The organism is Micromonospora sp. NPDC049240, from assembly GCF_040647835.1.
Lineage (GTDB): Bacteria > Actinomycetota > Actinomycetes > Mycobacteriales > Micromonosporaceae > Micromonospora.
Genome location: NZ_JBEZCX010000014.1, coordinates 22616 through 40918, shown reverse-complemented (window position 1 = coordinate 40918; position 18303 = coordinate 22616). Strand labels below are relative to the sequence as shown.

Annotated in this window: 13 protein-coding genes; 7 read left to right on the top strand and 6 right to left on the bottom strand. The window is 75.1% G+C overall.

Going from position 1 to position 18303, the window contains the following annotated elements:
• Positions 1-174: 174 nt before the first annotated feature.
• On the top strand, positions 175-1530 hold the full coding sequence (murA, locus tag AB0B02_RS21795) for a UDP-N-acetylglucosamine 1-carboxyvinyltransferase (RefSeq protein WP_308447822.1): 1356 nt from the start codon (positions 175-177) through the stop codon (positions 1528-1530).
• Between the two features lie 69 nt (positions 1531-1599).
• Entirely contained in the window at positions 1600-2208 is a 609-nt protein-coding gene (locus AB0B02_RS21790; protein ID WP_357302910.1) for a DUF3043 domain-containing protein, read from the top strand.
• A 25-nt stretch (positions 2209-2233) separates the two neighbouring features.
• On the opposite strand, the gene AB0B02_RS21785 is transcribed toward AB0B02_RS21790, so the two are convergent.
• The 3 genes from AB0B02_RS21785 to AB0B02_RS21775 all read right to left on the bottom strand — a co-directional run bounded on the left by AB0B02_RS21785 (position 2234) and on the right by AB0B02_RS21775 (position 5011).
• A complete protein-coding gene (locus AB0B02_RS21785; RefSeq protein WP_357302906.1) occupies positions 2234-3220 on the bottom strand; it encodes an ATP-binding cassette domain-containing protein in 987 nt (328 codons plus the stop codon).
• Positions 3217-4059, bottom strand: a complete 843-nt coding sequence (locus AB0B02_RS21780; protein WP_281936767.1) for an ABC-2 family transporter protein — start codon at positions 4057-4059, stop codon at positions 3217-3219. The genes AB0B02_RS21785 and AB0B02_RS21780 overlap by 4 nt, the downstream gene beginning before the upstream one ends.
• Positions 4060-4159: 100 nt before the next feature.
• Positions 4160-5011, bottom strand: a complete 852-nt coding sequence (locus tag AB0B02_RS21775; protein WP_308447823.1) for an ABC-2 family transporter protein — start codon at positions 5009-5011, stop codon at positions 4160-4162.
• A 2747-nt stretch (positions 5012-7758) separates the two neighbouring features.
• On the opposite strand from AB0B02_RS21775, the gene AB0B02_RS21770 reads away from it, so the two are divergent.
• Both AB0B02_RS21770 and AB0B02_RS21765 read left to right on the top strand, forming a co-directional pair.
• A complete protein-coding gene (locus tag AB0B02_RS21770) occupies positions 7759-10548 on the top strand; it encodes a WG repeat-containing protein (protein ID WP_357302903.1) in 2790 nt (929 codons plus the stop codon).
• Between the two features lie 50 nt (positions 10549-10598).
• Positions 10599-11597 (top strand): aldo/keto reductase family protein, encoded by a 999-nt coding sequence (locus tag AB0B02_RS21765; protein ID WP_281936773.1) that lies wholly within the window; start codon positions 10599-10601, stop codon positions 11595-11597.
• A gap of 88 nt (positions 11598-11685) precedes the next feature.
• On the opposite strand, the gene AB0B02_RS21760 is transcribed toward AB0B02_RS21765, so the two are convergent.
• Both AB0B02_RS21760 and AB0B02_RS21755 read right to left on the bottom strand, forming a co-directional pair.
• Positions 11686-12483 carry a site-2 protease family protein gene (locus AB0B02_RS21760; RefSeq protein ID WP_357302899.1) on the bottom strand — a complete coding sequence of 266 codons (798 nt, stop codon included), beginning with the start codon at positions 12481-12483 and terminating at the stop codon, positions 11686-11688.
• Positions 12480-12680, bottom strand: a complete 201-nt coding sequence (locus tag AB0B02_RS21755) for a hypothetical protein (RefSeq protein ID WP_107159991.1) — start codon at positions 12678-12680, stop codon at positions 12480-12482. The genes AB0B02_RS21760 and AB0B02_RS21755 overlap by 4 nt, the downstream gene beginning before the upstream one ends.
• A gap of 213 nt (positions 12681-12893) precedes the next feature.
• On the opposite strand from AB0B02_RS21755, the gene AB0B02_RS21750 reads away from it, so the two are divergent.
• The 3 genes from AB0B02_RS21750 (at position 12894) to AB0B02_RS21740 (ending at position 17033) form a co-directional block, all read left to right on the top strand.
• A complete protein-coding gene (locus AB0B02_RS21750; protein WP_357302896.1) occupies positions 12894-14918 on the top strand; it encodes a bifunctional adenosylcobinamide kinase/adenosylcobinamide-phosphate guanylyltransferase in 2025 nt (674 codons plus the stop codon).
• Positions 14908-15681, top strand: coding sequence for an adenosylcobinamide-GDP ribazoletransferase (locus AB0B02_RS21745; protein ID WP_281936780.1), 774 nt, complete (start codon positions 14908-14910; stop codon positions 15679-15681). The genes AB0B02_RS21750 and AB0B02_RS21745 overlap by 11 nt, the downstream gene beginning before the upstream one ends.
• Before the next feature lie 62 nt (positions 15682-15743).
• Positions 15744-17033, top strand: a complete 1290-nt coding sequence (locus AB0B02_RS21740; protein ID WP_281936782.1) for a DUF2314 domain-containing protein — start codon at positions 15744-15746, stop codon at positions 17031-17033.
• 10 nt (positions 17034-17043) lie between these two features.
• Here AB0B02_RS21740 and gcvT read toward each other — a convergent pair whose 3' ends face one another.
• Positions 17044-18168, bottom strand: coding sequence for a glycine cleavage system aminomethyltransferase GcvT (gene gcvT / locus AB0B02_RS21735; protein ID WP_357302892.1), 1125 nt, complete (start codon positions 18166-18168; stop codon positions 17044-17046).
• Between the last annotated feature and the right edge of the window lie 135 nt (positions 18169-18303).

Sequence of the window (18303 nt, the reverse complement as noted above, 5' to 3'; positions counted from 1 at the left end):
ACCCCGGTTCGTGCCCCCGCTGGCGATGTGACCGATTCCATTCTCGTCACGGAGGGCTATGCTGCCGGGGCGACGACATACGCGTGCCGGTTTTCCCATGGCCGCGATCCGGGTAGCGATGACCAATCGCGAGCCCTCACCTACACGGCAACACCCAACGCGCTGGAGGTTGCGTTGACCGACGACGTCCTGGTCGTACACGGAGGCACTCCGCTCGAAGGGCGGATCCGCGTGCGCGGCGCGAAGAACCTCGTGTCCAAGGCGATGGTGGCCGCCCTGCTCGGCGACACACCCAGCCGGCTGTTCGACGTGCCGCGGATCCGTGACGTCGAGGTGGTCCGCGGGCTGCTCGGCCTGCACGGGGTGAAGGTGACCGACGGCACCGAGGACGGCGAGCTGGTCTTCGACCCGTCCAACGTCGAGAGCGCCAGCACCGACCAGATCAACGTGCACGCCGGGTCCAGTCGGATCCCGATCCTGTTCTGCGGCCCGCTGCTGCACCGGCTCGGCCACGCGTTCATCCCCGACCTGGGCGGCTGCCACATCGGCCCGCGCCCGATCGACTTCCACCTGCAGGCGCTGCGCGAGTTCGGCGCGACCGTCGACAAGACCCCCGAGGGTCTGCACCTGTCGGCGCCGAACGGGCTGCACGGCACCAAGTTCGCGCTGCCGTACCCGAGCGTCGGCGCCACCGAGCAGGTGCTGCTGACCGCCGTGATGGCCGAGGGCGTCACCGAGCTGCGCAACGCCGCCGTCGAGCCGGAGATCATCGACCTGATCTGCATCCTGCAGAAGATGGGCGCGATCATCAAGGTCCACACCGACCGGGTGATCGAGATCCAGGGCGTCAAGAAGCTGCACGGCTACACGCACCGGCCGATCCCCGACCGCATCGAGGCCGCGAGCTGGGCGGCGGCGGCGCTGGCCACCCGCGGCCACGTCGAGGTGCTCGGCGCGCAGCAGGCCGACATGATGACGTTCCTGAACATCTTCCGCTCCGTCGGCGGCGAGTACGAGGTCACCGACAGCCGGCCGCCGAAGCTCGGCGACCCGGGCCAGGAGGGCGGCATCCGGTTCTGGCACCCGGGCGGCGAGCTGAACGCGGTGGCCCTGGAGACCGACGTGCACCCCGGCTTCATGACCGACTGGCAGCAGCCGCTGGTGGTCGCGCTCACCCAGGCCCGGGGCCTGTCGATCGTCCATGAGACGGTCTACGAGCAGCGGCTCGGCTACACCGAGGCGCTGAACACGATGGGCGCCAACATCCAGGTCTACCGGGACTGCCTCGGCGGCACGCCGTGCCGTTTCGGCCGGCGCAACTTCAAGCACTCGGCGGTGATCGCCGGCCCGAGCAAGCTGCACGCGGCCGACCTGGTCATTCCGGACCTGCGGGCCGGGTTCAGCCACCTCATCGCGGCACTCGCCGCCGAGGGCACCTCCCGGGTGTACGGCGTCGACCTGATCAACCGGGGCTACGAGGACTTCGAGGCCAAGCTGGCTGACCTGGGCGCCCACGTCGAGCGTCCCTGATCCACCCGGTCACCGGCCCGGCGCACCGCGATGTGCGCCGGGCCGCACCGGTTGGCTACCCTTGCCGGCGTGCCGTCGCTGTTTCGCCGCAAGTCCGCCGACCCCGTCGAGGAGTCCGTCACCACGGTGACGACCGACGAGGAGTCCGCCGCCGCCCGCCCCCGGGGCTACACGCCCAGCAAGAAGGAGTTGGGGCGGACCACTCCGAAACGTCCGGCCGCCGGTCGCCGGGCCGCCGCGCCGGTCCGGCCGCTGACCAAGGAGGAGGCCCGGGAGCAGCGCCGCGCCACGCGCGCCGAGGCCACCGCCGAGTTCCGCCGCGAGGGCGGTCCGCGGGACCGGGGGCCGGAGCGCCTGCTGGCCCGCAACGTGGTCGACTCCCGGCGTACGGTCGGCACCTGGTTCTTCGGCGGCGCGCTGATCGTGCTGGTCGGTTCCAACCAGGCCATGCCGCCGATCGTGCGGTTGCTTTCCAACCTGCTCTGGGGCGCGCTGGCCCTGGGCGTCCTGATCGACTCGGTGCTGATCTCCCGGAAGATCAAGAAGCTGGTCCGCCAGCGCTTCCCGAAGAGCACCGAGAAGCTCGGCTCGCTCTACTTCTACGCGATCATGCGGTCGATCACGTTCCGCAAGATGCGCGCGCCCGCCCCCCGGGTCAACATCGGCGACAAGGTCTGAGCGACGCGTCAAGAAGGGCCCCCTGCTATACGCCAGGCGTTAACAGAGGGCCCTTCCTTTCGCTCTGGTAGAGGCGGGCGACGACCTCCTCGATGTCCGGCTCCACGATCGAGATGTCGCGCAGCGTGGCCAGGCCGGCTAGCCCGGCCACCACCTCGGCGACGCTCGCCCGTTCCAGCGCGAACACCAGCCGCCGCCCGTCCGCCTCCACCCGCTGCACCGGCGCGCCCGGCAGCACCGGCGGCTCGGGCAGCGCGGTGTCCAGCTCGGCGACCACCATCCGGCGTGAGCCGTACCTGTGGTGCAGCTCCGCGATCGACCCGTCGTGCACCACCCGGCCGTGGTCGATGACCACGAGCCGCCGGCAGAGCCGTTCGATGTCGGCCAGGTCGTGCGTGGTGAGCACCAGTGTGGTGTCACCGGCCCGGCCCAGCTCGGCCAGGAAGCCGCGGACCGCCTGCTTGCTGACCACGTCCAGCCCGATGGTCGGCTCGTCCAGGAAAAGCACCTCCGGGCCGTGCAGCAGCGCCGCGGTCAGCTCGCCGCGCATCCGCTGTCCCAGGGAGAGCTGCCGGACCGGGGTGTCCAGGAACGCGTCCAGGTCGAGCAGGTCCCGGCAGCGGGTCAGTCGCGCCGCGTGCGCGCCGGCCGGCACCCGGTAGACGTGCCGCAGCAGGTCGAACGAGTCCCGCAGCGGCAGGTCCCACCAGAGCTGCGACCGCTGCCCGAACACCACCCCGATGCGCAGCGCCAGCCGGGTCCGGTCGGCCACCGGCCGCAGCCCGCAGACCCGCGCGCGGCCCGCCGACGGCATGAGCACACCGGTGAGCATCTTCAGCGTGGTCGACTTCCCGGCGCCGTTCGGCCCGATGTAGCCGAGCATCTCGCCGCGCTCCACCCGCAGGTCGACGCCGTCGACCGCGGTCACCGTCCGTTTCTCGCGGCGCAGCGTCCCGGTCCTGACCCGCACCGTGAACTCCTTGCGCAGCCCGTCCATCTCGATGACGTTCATGACCCCGTACTCCGGTAGTGACGGACCCCGACGCGCCAGGCCACGACCGCGACCGTCGCCGCGACCAGCGCGACGGCCGGCGACGCCCAGCCCACCCAGGCCGGCAGGCCCAGCGGGTCGGCGCGGCCGAGCAGCGCCAGCGCCGGGTGGTAACTGACGAACGCGAACCCCATCCCGTACGCGAACAGCGCGCGGAACCACCCGCCGTAGACGGTGACCGGGTACGAGGTGAAGTCGCGCCCGCCGTAGGTGACCGAGTTGGCCAGCTCGCCGGAGTCGACCCAGTAGAACGACACGGTGGCCGTGGTGACGAAGACCGAGGCGAAGAAGACCACCGCGGCCGGCGGGGCGACCACGGCCAGCGCGACCCGGCCCGGGGTCCAGTCGATCCCGGCCGAGGCGAGCGCGAACCCGAGCACCGCCAGGCCGAACACCGCGCGGGACACCTTGCGCAGCGGCAGGTCCATCAGCAGCAGTTGGGGCAGCGCGGCGAGCGGGCGGACCAGCACCGCGTCGAAGAGGCCGGCGCGCACGTACCGGGGCAGCCGTTCGACGTTGCCGACCAGCAGGTCGGCGGCGGCGAACCCGCACGACGACAGCCCGACCACGACAAGCGTCTCGCGCAGCGTGAAGCCGCCCAGCTCACGCGTCACCCCGAAGATCACCAGGACGGTGACCACGTCGAACACGGTCGCGCCGAGGTTGCCGACCAGGTCGACCACGAACGACGTGCGGTAGGCCGCCTGCGAACGCGCCTGCGCCCCGAGCAGCGCCCGGTACGCCCGCAGCGCCCCGCCGCCGACCTCGGCCACCCCGGGCGCACTATCGTGCTCAGCCACCCTGGGCGCACTGCCGTGCTCGGCCACCCTGGGCGCACTGCCGTGCTCGGCCACCCTGGGCGCACTATCGTGCTCAGCCACCCTGGGCGCACTATCGTGCTCAGCCACCCTGCACCACCAGGCGGCGCTCGGCCCGGCGCTGCACCAGCCGGCAGAGCGCCAGCAGCAGCACCGCCCAGCCGAGTTGGAGCCCGACCAGGTCGAGACCCGTCGACATCGGCTCCCGCTCGACAAGCACGTCCAGCGGCACCTGGAGGAGGCTCGGGAACGGGGTGGCGTAGCGCAGGGTCGCCTCCAGCCAGCCGGGCAGGAAGCCGAGCGGGAAGTAGAGCCCGGCCAGCACGCCCGAGCCGAGCGTCCAGAGGATCATCGGACCACGGACGTCCTGCAACCAGTAGGCGGTGGCGTTGACCAGGTAGCGGCAGCCGAAACAGACCACGACCGCGAGCAGCGCGGAGAGCAGGAACAGCGGCACGGTGGCCCAGTGCCGGGGCAGGTACACCGCGAAGAAGAACGGGCCGACCACCAGTGGGGGCACCAGCCGGGCGAGCGCGGCGAACCCGGCCCGGCCCACGTCGACGGCGAGATAGTTGGTCACCGGGTGCACCGGTCGCAGCAGGTCGGCGGCCACCTCGCCGGAGCGGATCCGGTCGGCCAGCTCGGTCCAGCCCCAGATCGCGATGACCGCCAGCAGCCCCTGCCCGGCCCAGACGAACGTGGCGAGCTGCGCCCGGTCGTAGCCGGCGACGGTGCCGGCCGCGTCGGTGGCGGCGAGGAAGATGTAGCAGCGCAGGAAGCCGAAAACGGTGTTGGTCACCACGCCGGCCACGGCCGCCTGGCGGTAGGTGGCGTGTCGCCGGAACCCGGCCGCCACTATCGCGCCGAATGTCCGAAACCATGGGGTAACGTGTCCGTCGGTGGGTGACGCCACAGTGGCGGTGACCGAGCCCACGCCGTTACCCTCCTTCCGCAGCCAAGACCTGCTGGCCGGGCGACTCTACCGGCACGTCCGCCGCCCCAGCGCGACAATTTCCGACGAGGTGACACCGCCGTGAGCGAGCGACGCGAGCCGGTTCCGGGGCCGCGCCGCGCGAGCCACGGAAGGGGCTGCCGATGAGTGGCTGGGGCAGCTGGCGTGAGCCGGCCGAACCGGCCTGGGCGCTGGAGCCCACCCACGAGTGGCAGCCGCAGTTCCCCGGGCAGCGCTACCCGGGTGACATCGGCCTCGAACACCTGACGCCGCCGCCGCGTCGCCGGGCCGTGGTCGGACGCGCCGAGGTACGCCCGGTCAGCCCCGGGCCCGAGGACGCGCATCCGACCAGCCCGGCGCCGACCGACGCGTACCCGGCCGGCCCGGCCGACCCGCGCGGGACGTACCCGGTCAGCCCCGCTGGACGGCGTGAGACGTACCCGGTGAGCCCGGCGGGGCCGCGCGGGACGTACCCGGTCAGCCCGGCCGGGCCGCGCGGGACGTACCCGGTCAGCCCGGCCGGGCCGCGCGGGACGTACCCGGTCAGCCCGGCCGGGCCGGACGAGCGACGCGGGCAGCGGCCGGTCGGTGCGGCGGGCGAGTGGCGCGGCCGTCCGGACCGCCCCGGCGCGGACGGCCGACCGCCTCGGCCGGCGGACCGGACCCCGCCCGGCCCGCCCCCGGCACCCGAACGCTTCGACCAGCGCTGGACCCACCCCGGGGCGCCGTCGCACCGGTCGACCCCACCGGCGCCGGGCTGGATGCCGGAGCCGAGCGAGGCCCCGCAACCCGCCGCGAGCTGGTCCGAACGCCGCCGGCCGGCGGACGACCGCCGCGCCCCGGTGGACGGTCGCGAGGCCGGACCCGACCGCCGCGAGGCCGGACCCGACGGTCGCTGGGCTCCGGCGGCCGACGCGGGGCGGAATGCCGTACCGGGCCGACCCACGGAACGCCACGGCCAGGCCGGCCCCGCGCGCGAGCGTGGCACCGCGGCACGGGGCGAGCCGGGTCGTGACGGTTGGCGCGAACCGGGACCGCCTCCGACGGACCGGCGCGAGCCGACCGGTGGACGGTGGGCCGACGGCACGCCGCGCCGGGACGCCGCCGGCCCCACCGGGACCGACCGGTACGGCGACCCGCGCCCCGCGCTCGACCAGCGGTGGGACGGTCAGCGCCCGCCGCTCGACCGGACCCACGCGCCGCAGGGCGAGTGGCCGGTGATCGAGCGGCGGTCGCGTACCGAGCCGGCCGCGTACCAGCCCGACGAGCGGTCCCGCCCGCACGCGGAGCGGCCGGCGCGCGACGGGTACCCGGGCGGCCCGACCGACGACCGGCGCCGCGACGGCCACCGTCCGGAGCAGGACGGCCCGGCCCGCCCCCACCCCGAGTCCCGGGATGCCCGACCGCCCGCCGCGCGCCCCGACCACCGGCCTCGGCCGGCCCAGTGGCCGGTACGCCCCGACGAGCACCCACCGGTCCGTGCCGGTGAGGCCCCGACGCGGCCGGTACCGCCGAGCCGACCCGACGAGCCACGGCGGTCCGCTCCCCCGGCGCCTGGTCGCTACGACGAGGTCCGCCGGCCGGCTGCCGAACAGGATCGCCGGGTCCCCACCGGACCGGCCGCCACCGCTCCGGTTTCCGGCGTGCCCGGAACCGGCGTGCCCGGAACCGGCGTGCCCGGAACCGGCCGGTCGGCGGCACCCGCGGCACGGGCGTCCGCGCCCGGGGTGGCGGCCGACGCGCCGGCCCCGACCGCTCCCGCTCGCCCGGCTCCGCCTGCCTATGCCGGCCCCACATCCGGGCAGACATCCGAAAGTGGCACGGCCCGATCCGGCTCCTCCGGTCCGGCCGAGGTTCGAACGCCCCACACCGGGCCGGCCACTTCGGCCGGGAATGAACGCCCGACAACCGGCGCGACAACCGGCGGCACGGCTGCCGACCCGGATCAGGACCGGCGGGAGCCTGTCCGGTACCGCCCGCCGGTACCCGAGGCGGATCCGGCACCGCAGCCGAAGGACTCCGGTTCGGAGGCATGGTTCCGGCCGAGCAAGCCGACGACGACCGGCGGGCGTGACGGCCAGCCCAGCGACACGGACCGTGCCGAAGCACAGGCTGCGCCGTCCGTTTCCGCCGGGGCGACCTTGCCGGCAGAGCCTGTCCCCGCCCCTTCCCCGACCGGCCACGCGCCGACGGACCGGCTTCAGACTGCCGTACCGACCGACCAGGCCCGGACTGCCGCACCGGCGGATCAGGACCCGGGTGTCGTGCCGGCGGACGAGAACCCGGCTGCCGCGCAGGCCGGACCGGAGCGGCGGGTCGCTTCGATCGCGCCCGCCGAACCGACGGGTGTGACCGGCGACCGCTATCGACCTGAGAGCGTGAACGACTCGGCGGTCGTGTCCGGAATCGGCACCGCGTCCCGGACCACCGAACGAGCCGAAGACACCGGGCCCACCTCCACCTCCGTCGACCATGTCGACCCGCCGGCCGAACCGGTCGCCGCCGCGGCAACCGAGGTGACGCTTCCCGACGCGCGTCCGTCGGCGTCCCCGGCGTCGGTGCCTGCTGAATCCCCGACGCCGACACCGCCCACTCCGTCTGCCAACCCTCGAACCCCCACGCCGGCTGTCCCGACCGCCGGCTCCGTACCCTCCGCCGGTCACGACCGGCCGGCACCGGCCGGAGAGCCGACCGCGGACCACACCGTCAGGCCCGGCCAGGTCGACGCGTTGACCGACGACCAGGACGCCCGCACCGCCACCCGTAGCGACGCGTTCACCGACGACCGGGACGCCCGCACGACCAGCCATGCCGCGGCGACCCGCACCGGGGCCGACGCCGCGCCGGTCACGGTGGCCGACGACGCGCCGCTCACGGGCACGGGCACCGATGACACGCCGAACGCGGTGGCCGACGATGCGCCGGACGCGCTGGTCGGCGACACGCCACACACGGGCACCGACGACGCGCCGGTCACGGTGGTCGACGACGCGCTGGTCAGGGTGGCCGACGATGCGCCGCACGCGAGCCCGGGGACCGACCTCGGGTCAGACGCGGTGACCGACGACCCACCGCACGCGATCGTCGCCGACGAACCGCGCGCCGAGACCGACGCCACGGCATACGCGGTCGCCCACGTCCAGCCGGGTACCGGGACCGACGCCGTGGCGTACCCGGATGCCACGGCGCAGGTCACGGCGGTCGCCGGCATGACCGTCCCTTCGGGAGCGACAGCGGACCCGGCCACGCCGTCGTCGGGGACCGGGAGCACCGGTGCGGACGGCGACGGGCGCGGGCGGGTGGGGCCGGGCGATCTGCCCGCTGACGCCGCCGCACCCGGCTCCGCGCCGATCATGGACGCCCCGACCGGTGACGAGCGGGCCGCCGACAACGCGACCGACGACACCCTGCCCGACGACGTCCCGACCGACGACAGCTTGACCGGCGACGCCCCGAGCGACGACAGGGCGGTCGAGGACGGCGCGCGCGGCAGTGAGCCGGGAGACGGCTTCCGACCGGTACCGGACCGACGTGTCACGAGGGCCGGCGAGGAGCGACCCGTCGGGGCAACCCGCGCTGAGGAAGAGCCGCGTCGTCCAGCCGCTGCCGCAGAAGATTCGGCTCCTCTGCTGTCGACCGCCGTGGATTCCAGCGGCGCCGCCCCGGCCGGAGAAAATTCGGTTGGGGCGTCCGCGAGTTCGCCCGACGCCGCCCGGAGCGGCGCCGCGACCGACCCGGAGCCCGCTGGCCCGACCCGGATGGACGGCGCTACCACCGGCTCGCGTGCCCCCGGCACGACCCTGGCCGGCAGCCCGACCCCGACCGCCACGAGCCCCACCGGCACGCCCCGGACCGGCGACATCGACATCGGCACCGGCACCGGCACCGGCACCGGCACCGGCACCGGCACCGAAGTCTCCGGCACGGCCCAGGCCCACGCCACGCCCGCCGGCTTCCCTCTCCCCCGCACGACCCGAGCCGACGACACGACCAGCACCACCGACACGACCCGAGCCGACGACACGACCAGCACGGCCAGCACCGGCAGCACCGACACGACCGGCGGAGGGCGGGGCGCACCCGAGCCGACCGGTCCGGCGTCGACACGTGCCGACGCCGGACCGGTACGTGTGGACGAGGCCGACGGGCCGGCTGGCGCGCGTACCCCGGAATCGGGGCCGGCGGGCGACGAACCGGCGCCGGCGCGTCCGGTGGACCCGGAGCGGGCCCTGGCCGCGGTCGGCTGGCGGCTGCACCCGGAGACGCTGCGCGAGGAGGCGCCCGATCCGGCGGAGCTGCGGCAGATCCGGGACGGGCTCACCGGCAAGCTCGACACCGCGCTGGACAACCGCAGCCGGGCCCGGCTGCTCAGCCTGCGTGCGGTGGCGTCCCGGGTCCTCGGTGACGCCGACGACGCGGTCGCCGACGCGCGGCTGGCCCTCACGTACGCGGAGGCCACCGGCGAGTTGCGGCGGACCGCGCTGGCCCGCGCCCGGCTGGCCGAGGTGCTGCGTTGGCGGGGCGAGTACGCGGAGGCCGACCGGCTCTTCGCCGAGGCCAACTCGGCGGAACTGCCGGACCGGTTGCGTGCGCTGCTGCACGAGCACGCCGGTCGCTGCTGTTACGACCAGGGTCGGTTGACCGAGGCGTGCCTGCACTTCGAGCGGGCGCTGGACCTGCGCCGGGGCGAGGACGCGGCGCTGAACGCCCGGACCCTGGTCGCACTGGACGCGGTCGCGGCGCGGGCGGCGCGCGACGGGTTCGGGCCGGCGCCGCGCGGGCGGGCGGAGGTGCTCGGCACGCCGCGGTACCCGGTGGCGACGTTCGACGAGGAGCAGGAGCTCTGGGGGTACGCGGACGCCGACGGTGAGCTGGTGATCCGGCACCGGTACGCCGAGGTGCAGCCGTTCCACGAGGGACTGGCCTGGGTACGGCGGCCGGAGGCGTCCCGCTGGGCGTTGATCGACACGTCGGGGGCGGCGCTGATCGAGGCGAACAACGGCTACCGCTCGGTGGGCGCGTTCGCCGAGGGCCTGTCGTGGGTGAGCATGGACGGCAAGGGCCGGTGGATGGCCGTCGACCGGACGAACATCGTGCAGATCCCGCCCGGTTACGAGGAGGTCCGGCCGTTCCGCAACGGTCTGGCCGCGGTGCGGCAGAACGGCGGCTGGGGGGCGGTGGACCACGCCGGCGAGGTGGTGGTGCCGACCCGCTACCACGGTCTTGGCACGCTTCTGGCCGACGGCCGGCACCTGGACGGCTTCACCGAGGAGGGGCTGGCGGTGGTCGAGCTGGCCGGCCGGCGGGGCGTGGTGGACCGGCACGGCCGGGTCCGGGTGGCGCCCGCGTACCCGACCCTGGTGATCCATCCGGTGGCGTTCCTGGTCACCACCGAGGCGGGTCGCTGGGGCGCGCTTGACCGGCACGGCGAGCCGCTGATCGACCCGGTGCACCCGGGCCGGGCCGCGGTGGCCGCCGAGATCGACCGACTGCTCGCCGACGCGAACCCGGTGCTCTGACCGGGGAGCCACAACGGGTGCCCGCCGCCGGGCGGAGTTAGGGTCGGAGCATGGAATTCCGACACCTGGGCCGCTCCGGCCTGATGGTCAGCGAGATCTCGTACGGCAACTGGATCACCCACGGCTCGCAGGTCGAGGAGGACGCGGCGGTCGCCTGCGTGCGGGCCGCCCTCGACAACGGCATCACCACGTTCGACACCGCCGACGTCTACGCCGGCACCCGCGCCGAGTCGGTGCTCGGCCGCGCGCTGGCCGGCGAGCGCCGCGAGGGGCTGGAGATCTTCACCAAGGTTTACTGGCCGACCGGGCCGGGCCGTAACGACCGTGGCCTGTCCCGCAAGCACATCATGGAGTCGATCGACGGCTCGCTGCGCCGCCTGCAGACCGACCACGTCGACCTCTACCAGGCCCACCGCTTCGACGTCAGCACCCCGCTGGAAGAGACGATGGAGGCGTTCGCCGACGTCGTGCACGCCGGCAAGGCGCACTACATCGGCGTCTCGGAGTGGACGGCAGCGCAGTTGCGCGAGGCGCACGCGCTCGCCCGTGAGCTGCGCATCCCGCTGGTCTCCAGCCAACCGCAGTATTCGATGCTGTGGCGGGTCATCGAGGCCGAGGTGATCCCGGCCAGCGAGGAGCTGGGCATCGGCCAGATCGTCTGGTCGCCGATGGCGCAGGGCGTGCTCTCCGGCAAGTACCTGCCCGGCCAGCCGCCGCCGGCCGGCTCCCGCGCCACCGACGAGAAGTCCGGCGCGAACTTCATCGCCCGGTGGATGTCCGACGAGGTGCTGACCCGGGTGCAGCAGCTCAAGCCGCTCGCCGAGCAGGCCGGGCTGACCATGGCGCAGCTCGCGGTCGCCTGGGTGCTGCAGAACCCGAACGTGTCCTCGGCCATCATCGGCGCGTCCCGGCCCGAGCAGGTGCACGACAACGTGAAGGCGGCGGGCGTGAAGCTCGACGCCGGCCTGCTCAAGGCGATCGACGACATCGTCGAGCCGGTCGTCGAGCGGGACCCGGCGAAGACGGACAGCCCGGCGCGGCGTCCGTGACGTCCGTCGTCCCCGGGCCGGCGTCGCCGTCGGCCCGGGGACGACCGGCGCACACCCCGCCGGGCCGGTCGCCCGGACGGCGGGCCCGTCAGCCCTGCCAGAACCGGATCAGGTAGAGGCCAAGCCGGTAGAGGTCCGGTGGGAGGCCGAGCGCGTCGCCGACCGCGAAGACCCCGCCGAAGAACGCGCCGCCGATGCGCGGGCTCCACAGCAACGCGAAGAGCAGGATGAACCCGTACGGGGCGAACAGGTCGTACATCCGCCGGTAGGCGGGGCTGAGCCAGGGCTGGATCATGTTGCCGCCGTCCAGGCCCGGCACCGGCAGCAGGTTGAGCACGCTGGCCATGAGCTGGAGGAACGCGAGCAGCCCGACGCCGGCCCAGAACTCCAGCGACCCGCCCAGCGCCGGCCCCCACGTCACGGCCGCCACCAGCACCAGCGTGAACACCACGTTGGTGGCCGGCCCGGCGAGGCTGACCAGGGTGTGCCGCAGCCGCCCGGGAATGGCGTGCCGGTCCACCCAGACCGCGCCGCCGGGCAGACCGATGCCGCCGAGCAGCACCACGACCACCGGCAACACGATCGACAGCAGCGGGCTGGTGTACTTCAGCGGGTTGAGCGTCAGGTAGCCCCGGTGGGCGATGTCCCGGTCGCCGGCCCGGTACGCGACCACGGCGTGCGCGTACTCGTGCAGGCAGAGCGAGACCAGCCAGCCGGCGACCACGAAGAGGAACACGTCGAACCGGACGTTGCCGTACCGGTTCCAGGTCATCACCCCGCCGGCCGCGAAGAGCGCGACCAGGGCCAGGAAGATGGGGCTGGGCCGGAACGCCGCCCGGGGCACGCCGAGGATCAGCGGGTCGCCCGGGCGGTCGTAGCCCGTCATTCGGCCGGGGGTTGCAGGCTCATCCGGTAGTCCACCCGGTCGTCCTCGACCAGCACGACGGAGGTGACGCCGGATGTCGCGAGCTCCCGCCAGGTCTGGCCGATCCAGGACTCGGCGTCCGCCTGGCTCGGGAACGACTCGCCCGGCCCGTCAACCGGGTCGCCGTTCGCGCCCTCGTACCGCCAGCTCCACGCCATGCCGCGTCTCCCCTCGCCGCCCGTCGCCCCGCAGGACCGGAAACCCCCGCAAGCCTAGTCGGCCCGTCGCGCCACAGCCCTCACCGCTCCCGCGATCTTGCGGTTACTGCCCCGACAGAACGGGGCATTTGCCGCGTCCGGCGGGCAGCAACCGCAAGATCGGCGCTGGGAGGGGGTGGGGCGGGACGGGGGCGGGAGAACTAAGGTACGGACATGTCCGTTGACGGGTGGCACACCCTCCTGGTGCTCGGCGGTATCCGCTCCGGCAAGTCCGAGTTCGCCGAGTCCCTGGTCGCCGACGCGCCCATGGTCCGCTACGTGGCCACCGCCCCGGCCGGGGATCCTGATGACACCGAGTGGGCGACCCGCCTCGCGGCGCACCGCGCCCGGCGGCCGGGAAGCTGGACCACCGAGGAGACCGCGACGGATCCGGGCCGGCTGGCCGAGGTGATCACCGCCGCCGGCCCGAACGACACACTGCTCGTGGACGACCTGGGCGGCTGGGTCACCGTGCTGCTCGACCCGGCCCACCAGCCGGCCGACGACACCGCCACCGTCGCCGAGCTGGCCGCCGCGGTGCGGGCGAGCGAGGCCCGGCTGGTGCTGGTCAGCCCGGAGGTGGGCCTGTCCCTGGTGCCCACCACGCCGTTGGGCCGGGCGTTCACCGACGCGCTGGGCGCCACCAACCGGGCGGTGGCCGACGCCTGCGACGCGGTCGCGCTCGTGGTGGCCGGGCAGACCGCCTGGCTCAAGCCGCCCGCCGCGTCGCTCCCGACCGTGCCGGCGGCCCACGCCCCGGCTGACGCCACCGCCCCGGCCGGGGCCGCGACCGACGCCGCCACGGGCGGAGCCGGAGCCGTAACCGCCGCCACGGGCGGAATCCACCCGGCCGGCACGGTCGGCGCGCCGCCCGAGCCACGGCACGCGGCCGGCGGTCGGGGCGTCGACGACGTGGCGCTGCCCGAGGTGCTCACCCCGGCCGCGACGCCGCCACCGGCCGGCGTGCCGGCCGGCCCGGCCGGCGCCGGCGACTGGGCGGCACCCACGATGGCGCTGCCGATGATCGCCACCGGCCTGGTCATCCAGCCGGGCATGGAACTGCCGATGCCGGACGACTACACCGGCCCGCAGGCGGTCGACCGGCTCGCCACGCTCGACGTTCCCGGCGCCGGTCTGGGCGTGCTGGAACAGGTCGTCGGCTTCGCCGCCGCCACCCAGGGCAGCGCGAACCCGCGTCCCTGGGCCGCCGTCCGGGTGCTGCTGCTGCACGGCGACCACGAAGGCGGCGCGTCGGCCGGCGCGGTGGCCGGCGAGTCGGCGCGGCGCGCCCGCCAGGCGCGCGCCGGCCGGGGCGCGCTGGCCCGGCTGGCCGCCGAGAACGGCGCCAGCCTCCAGGTCGTCGAGGCACCCGCCTCGGCGCCGTTCGAGGACGGCCCGGCGCTCACCGGCGAGCAGGTCGAGGCCGCGCTGCGCTACGGGTGGCGGTTGGCCGAGCAGGCCGCCGACGCGGGCGTACAGCTGCTGGTGCTGGCGGCGTGCGGGGCCGGCGCCGAGGCGGCCGCCGCGGCGGTGCTGGCGGCCACCGCCGGCGCGGAACCACCGGCGGTGCTCGGTCGGGTGGTGAACGACCAGGGCGAGATCGACGACAACGCCTGGATGGTCCGCTGCGCGGCGGTCCGGGACGCGCTGCACCGCACCCGACGCTCCCCCCGGGAGGCCAAGGACATCCTGGCGGAGCTGGGCGGCGGCGACATCGCGACAGCCACCGGCGTGCTGCTCGGGGCCACCGCCCGGCGCGTCCCGGTGCTGCTCGACGGGCCGGTCGGCACCGCCGCCGGCATGGTCAGCCGCGACCTGGCCGGGCAGGCCCGACACTGGTGCCTGCTGCCCGACCACGGCGGCCGGCCCGGGGTGCGGCTCGCCGCCGACGTGCTCGGCCTGACTCCGCTGCTGGATCTGCGCCTCGACCTGGGCGAGGGGGCGACCGCGCTGGCCGCGCTGCCGCTGCTGCGCTCGGCGCTGACGCTCGCCGCCTCGCTGCCGGTGCACCCGTCGCTGGGCGGCGCCGACTCCGACGCGCCGGCCGGCCCGGCCTTCGCCGAGCCGACGCCCGCCGGACCGGGCCCGACCACGACCGGGTTCGACGAGCCGGACTTCGCCGAGCCGGAGCCGGCCGGACCGGGTCCGACCACGGTCGGGTACGACCAGCCGGTCTCGCCCAGCCGACGTGCCGACTGAGCGCCGGCTCGCCGACGGCGTCCGGCTGGCGCTGACCACGTTCACCACCGCGCCGGTACGCGCCGGCCGGGTCGACCGGGCCACCGCCGGCACCGCGATGGCGCTGGCCCCGGCGGTCGGCGCGCTGCTCGGCGCGGTGCTCGGCGGAGCGCTGCTGCTGGCCGGGGCGCTCGCCCCGCCGCTGGTCGCCGCCGGGGTGACGGTCGGGCTGGGCGCGCTGCTCACCCGGGGTCTGCACCTGGACGGGCTGGCCGACACCGTGGACGCGCTCGGGTCGTACCGGCGCGGGCCGGCCGCGCTGGCGATCATGAAGCAGCCGGACGTCGGCCCGTTCGGGGTGGTCGCGTTGGTGGTCGTCCTCCTGCTCCAGACAACGGTGCTGGCGGAGCTGGTCGGGCGGGACGCGGTCGCGGCACTCGCCGCGGTGGTCGCGGCCACCGCGGCCGGACGGCTGGCAGTCGCCCTGGCCTGCCGCCGTGGCGTGCCGGCGGCCCGGCCGGACGGGCTGGGCGCGCTGGTCGCCGGCACGGTGGGGTGGGGCGTCGTGGCGCTCGGCGCGGTCGCCGTGGCGCTGCTGGCCGTGCCGGCGGCGCCGGGCCGCCCGTGGCAGGGGCCACTCGCCGTGCTCGGCGCGCTCGCCGTCGCGGCCGGGCTGCTCCGGCACCTGGTACGCCGCTTCGGCGGCATCACCGGCGACGTCCTCGGGGCCCTGGTGGAGGTCGTCACCACGCTGTCCTACCTGGGACTGGTGCTGACCGGCTGATCGTCGCCCGGTCGGCCGGGTAGCGTTCGGGTGAGTGCACCGGCGTGGTCGAGGGAGACGGCATGCTCATCACGGACGACTTCCTGCCCGTACCGGTGCCGGAGTCGCTCGACGCGACCTACCTGGTGCCGATCGACGGGCTGCCCCGGGTGAGCCCGAAGACCGCGGTGGAGGGGCTGACCGGCCGGCTGGCCGGGCCGGTGCACGGGCTGGCCAAGCAGATGCTGGACAGCCCGCTGATGAGCGTGGACACGCGATCGATAAGCGAGTTCCCGGAGCTTCCGCCGGACCTGCTGGCCGCGTTCGGCGCCACCGACGAGCAGCTCGCCCGGCTGGCCGCCGCCACCCACCTGGTGGTGGTGCAGGCGGAGTACCGGCCCGGCTGGCCGCCGGCGCACGAGTGGGCGGCCCGGGCGGTGGCCGCGGCCATCGCCGAGACGGTCGGCGGGGACGTGGTCGACGTGTTCGGTCTCCAGTTCCTCGACCCGGCGGCGGCGCTGCGCTCGCTGCCGGACGAGCAGGGCCGGATCCGGCTGGTCGACTGGGTGCTGGTGCCCTACTCGTCCGACGCCGACGGGCTCTGGTTCACCACCAAGGGGCTGCGCCGGTTCGGGCTGCTGGAGTTGCAGGCCCAAGGCGTGCCGGACCACCTCACCCGGGCCTGGGGCGCGGTGATGACCGGCGCGGCCCGGCGGCTGCTGCGGGACTGGACCGACGGGCTGGCCGGCGAGGAGGTGCCGGCGTTCGTGCAGCTCCCGGTGCTGGCCACGGTGACCGGGCACGACATCGCGGTCGCGTACGGCAATCCGGAACAGCACGGCGCGACCGCGCCGGTGCTGCTCCGGCTGGAACTGGACCCGGCCACCGACCCGGACGCCGACTCGTTCCTCAGCCTGAACCCGCCGCCGGGGCATCCCGGGCCGCCGGGCCGCTACTTCGCCGCCGCCTGCGCGACGCTGTTCAACGGCATCCAGCCCGACGTCCGCTACACCCGCACGGACGACGCGATGAGCCGGGCGGTGGCGACCGCCCGGTCCGCGCTCGGCGACATCCGGGCCCGGTTCCTGGCCGGCGGGCTGCCGGCGGAGAGCCAGCTCGTGGTCAAGTACGGCCTGCCCGGCGACGACGGCCCGGAGTACGTCTGGGCCGGGGTGACCTCGTGGGACGCCCCGGAACGGATCGTCGGCGCGAGCGCCACCGACGCCACCACCGACCCGAGCGTGCGGATCGGCTCGCCGGTCGTGGTCGAGGCGTCCGACGTGGTCGACTGGGCCGTGCTGGACGGCACCGGTGTGCTGGAGGGCGGCTGGACCCAGGCCGTCCTCGACGCCGGCGAGCGCGGCGAGGGCTGACCCGGGTCGGTCAGCGCACCGAGGGCTGGACGAACGGCGGCCTGGTCAGGCGCATCCGGGCCCGCCGGCCACGGATGTCCACCGTCAACTCCTCGCCGTCGGGCAGCTTCGGGTCGGTGTCGACAAGCCCGAGCGCGATGCCGTGCTTGAGCGTCGGGCTGAACGTGCCGCTGGTGACGGTGCCGACCCGGCGGTCCCCGGCGTAGACGGCCATGCCGGGGCGCGGGATGGCCCGGTCGACCGCGGCGAGCCCGCGCAGCGTACGGGCCGGTCCGGCGGCCTTCTCGGCGCGCAGCACGGCCCGGCCCCAGAAGGCCGGCTTGTCCCAGCCCACCGCCCAGCCGGAGCGGCCCTGCACCGGGGTGATCTCCAGGGACAGGTCCTGCCCGTGCAGCGGGTACCCCATCTCGGTGCGCAGCGTGTCCCGGGCGGCCAGCCCGCACGCCCGCACGTCGTCGCCCGCGGCGAACAGCGCGTCCCAGACGGCGACCGCGTGCTCGGCGGGCACGACCAGCTCGTAGCCCAGTTCACCGGTGTAGCCGGTGCGGCAGACGGTCAGCTCGACGCCGGCCGACGTGGCGGTGGAGAAGCTCATGTAGTCGTGGGCGGTGGGCAGCCCGAGCGCGTCGAGCAGCGCCGCCGAGCCCGGTCCCTGGACCGCGAGCACCGCGTACGCCTCGTGCTCGTCGGTGACTGTCACGTCGGCCGGCGCGGCGGCGCGCAGCCGGCGGGCCACCTCGGCGGTGTTCGCCGCGTTGGGCACCAGGAAGACGTGGTCGTCGGCGTGCAGGTAGGCGATGATGTCGTCCACCACGCCGCCGGTGGCGTCGTCGCAGCAGAGCGTGTACTGCGCCTGGCCGGGCGCGATCCGGCCGAGGTCGTTGCTGAGGCAGGCGTTGACGAAGTCGGCCGCGCCGGGCCCGGTGACCCGGACCTTGCCCAGGTGCGAGACGTCGAAGACGCCCACAGCGGTCCGTACGGCGGTGTGTTCCCTGAGCACGCCGCCGCCGGCGTACTCGAGCGGCATCTGCCAGCCGCCGAAGGGGGCGAACTTCGCGCCGAGCGCGGTGTGTCGCTCGTGCAGCGGGGAACGGCGCAGCCGGGTCTCGGCAGCGTCGGAGGTCACCTCGGTCATGGTGGCAACTTACCGGCCGGGACCCCTGTGGTTAGCATCGGCGGGATCCCGTCGGTACGCATCGGCGGGACAGCCACGCCTCCGGCGGGTAGGTTGCCGCCGGAGAGACCTTCATCGCCGGTACGCGACGACGCG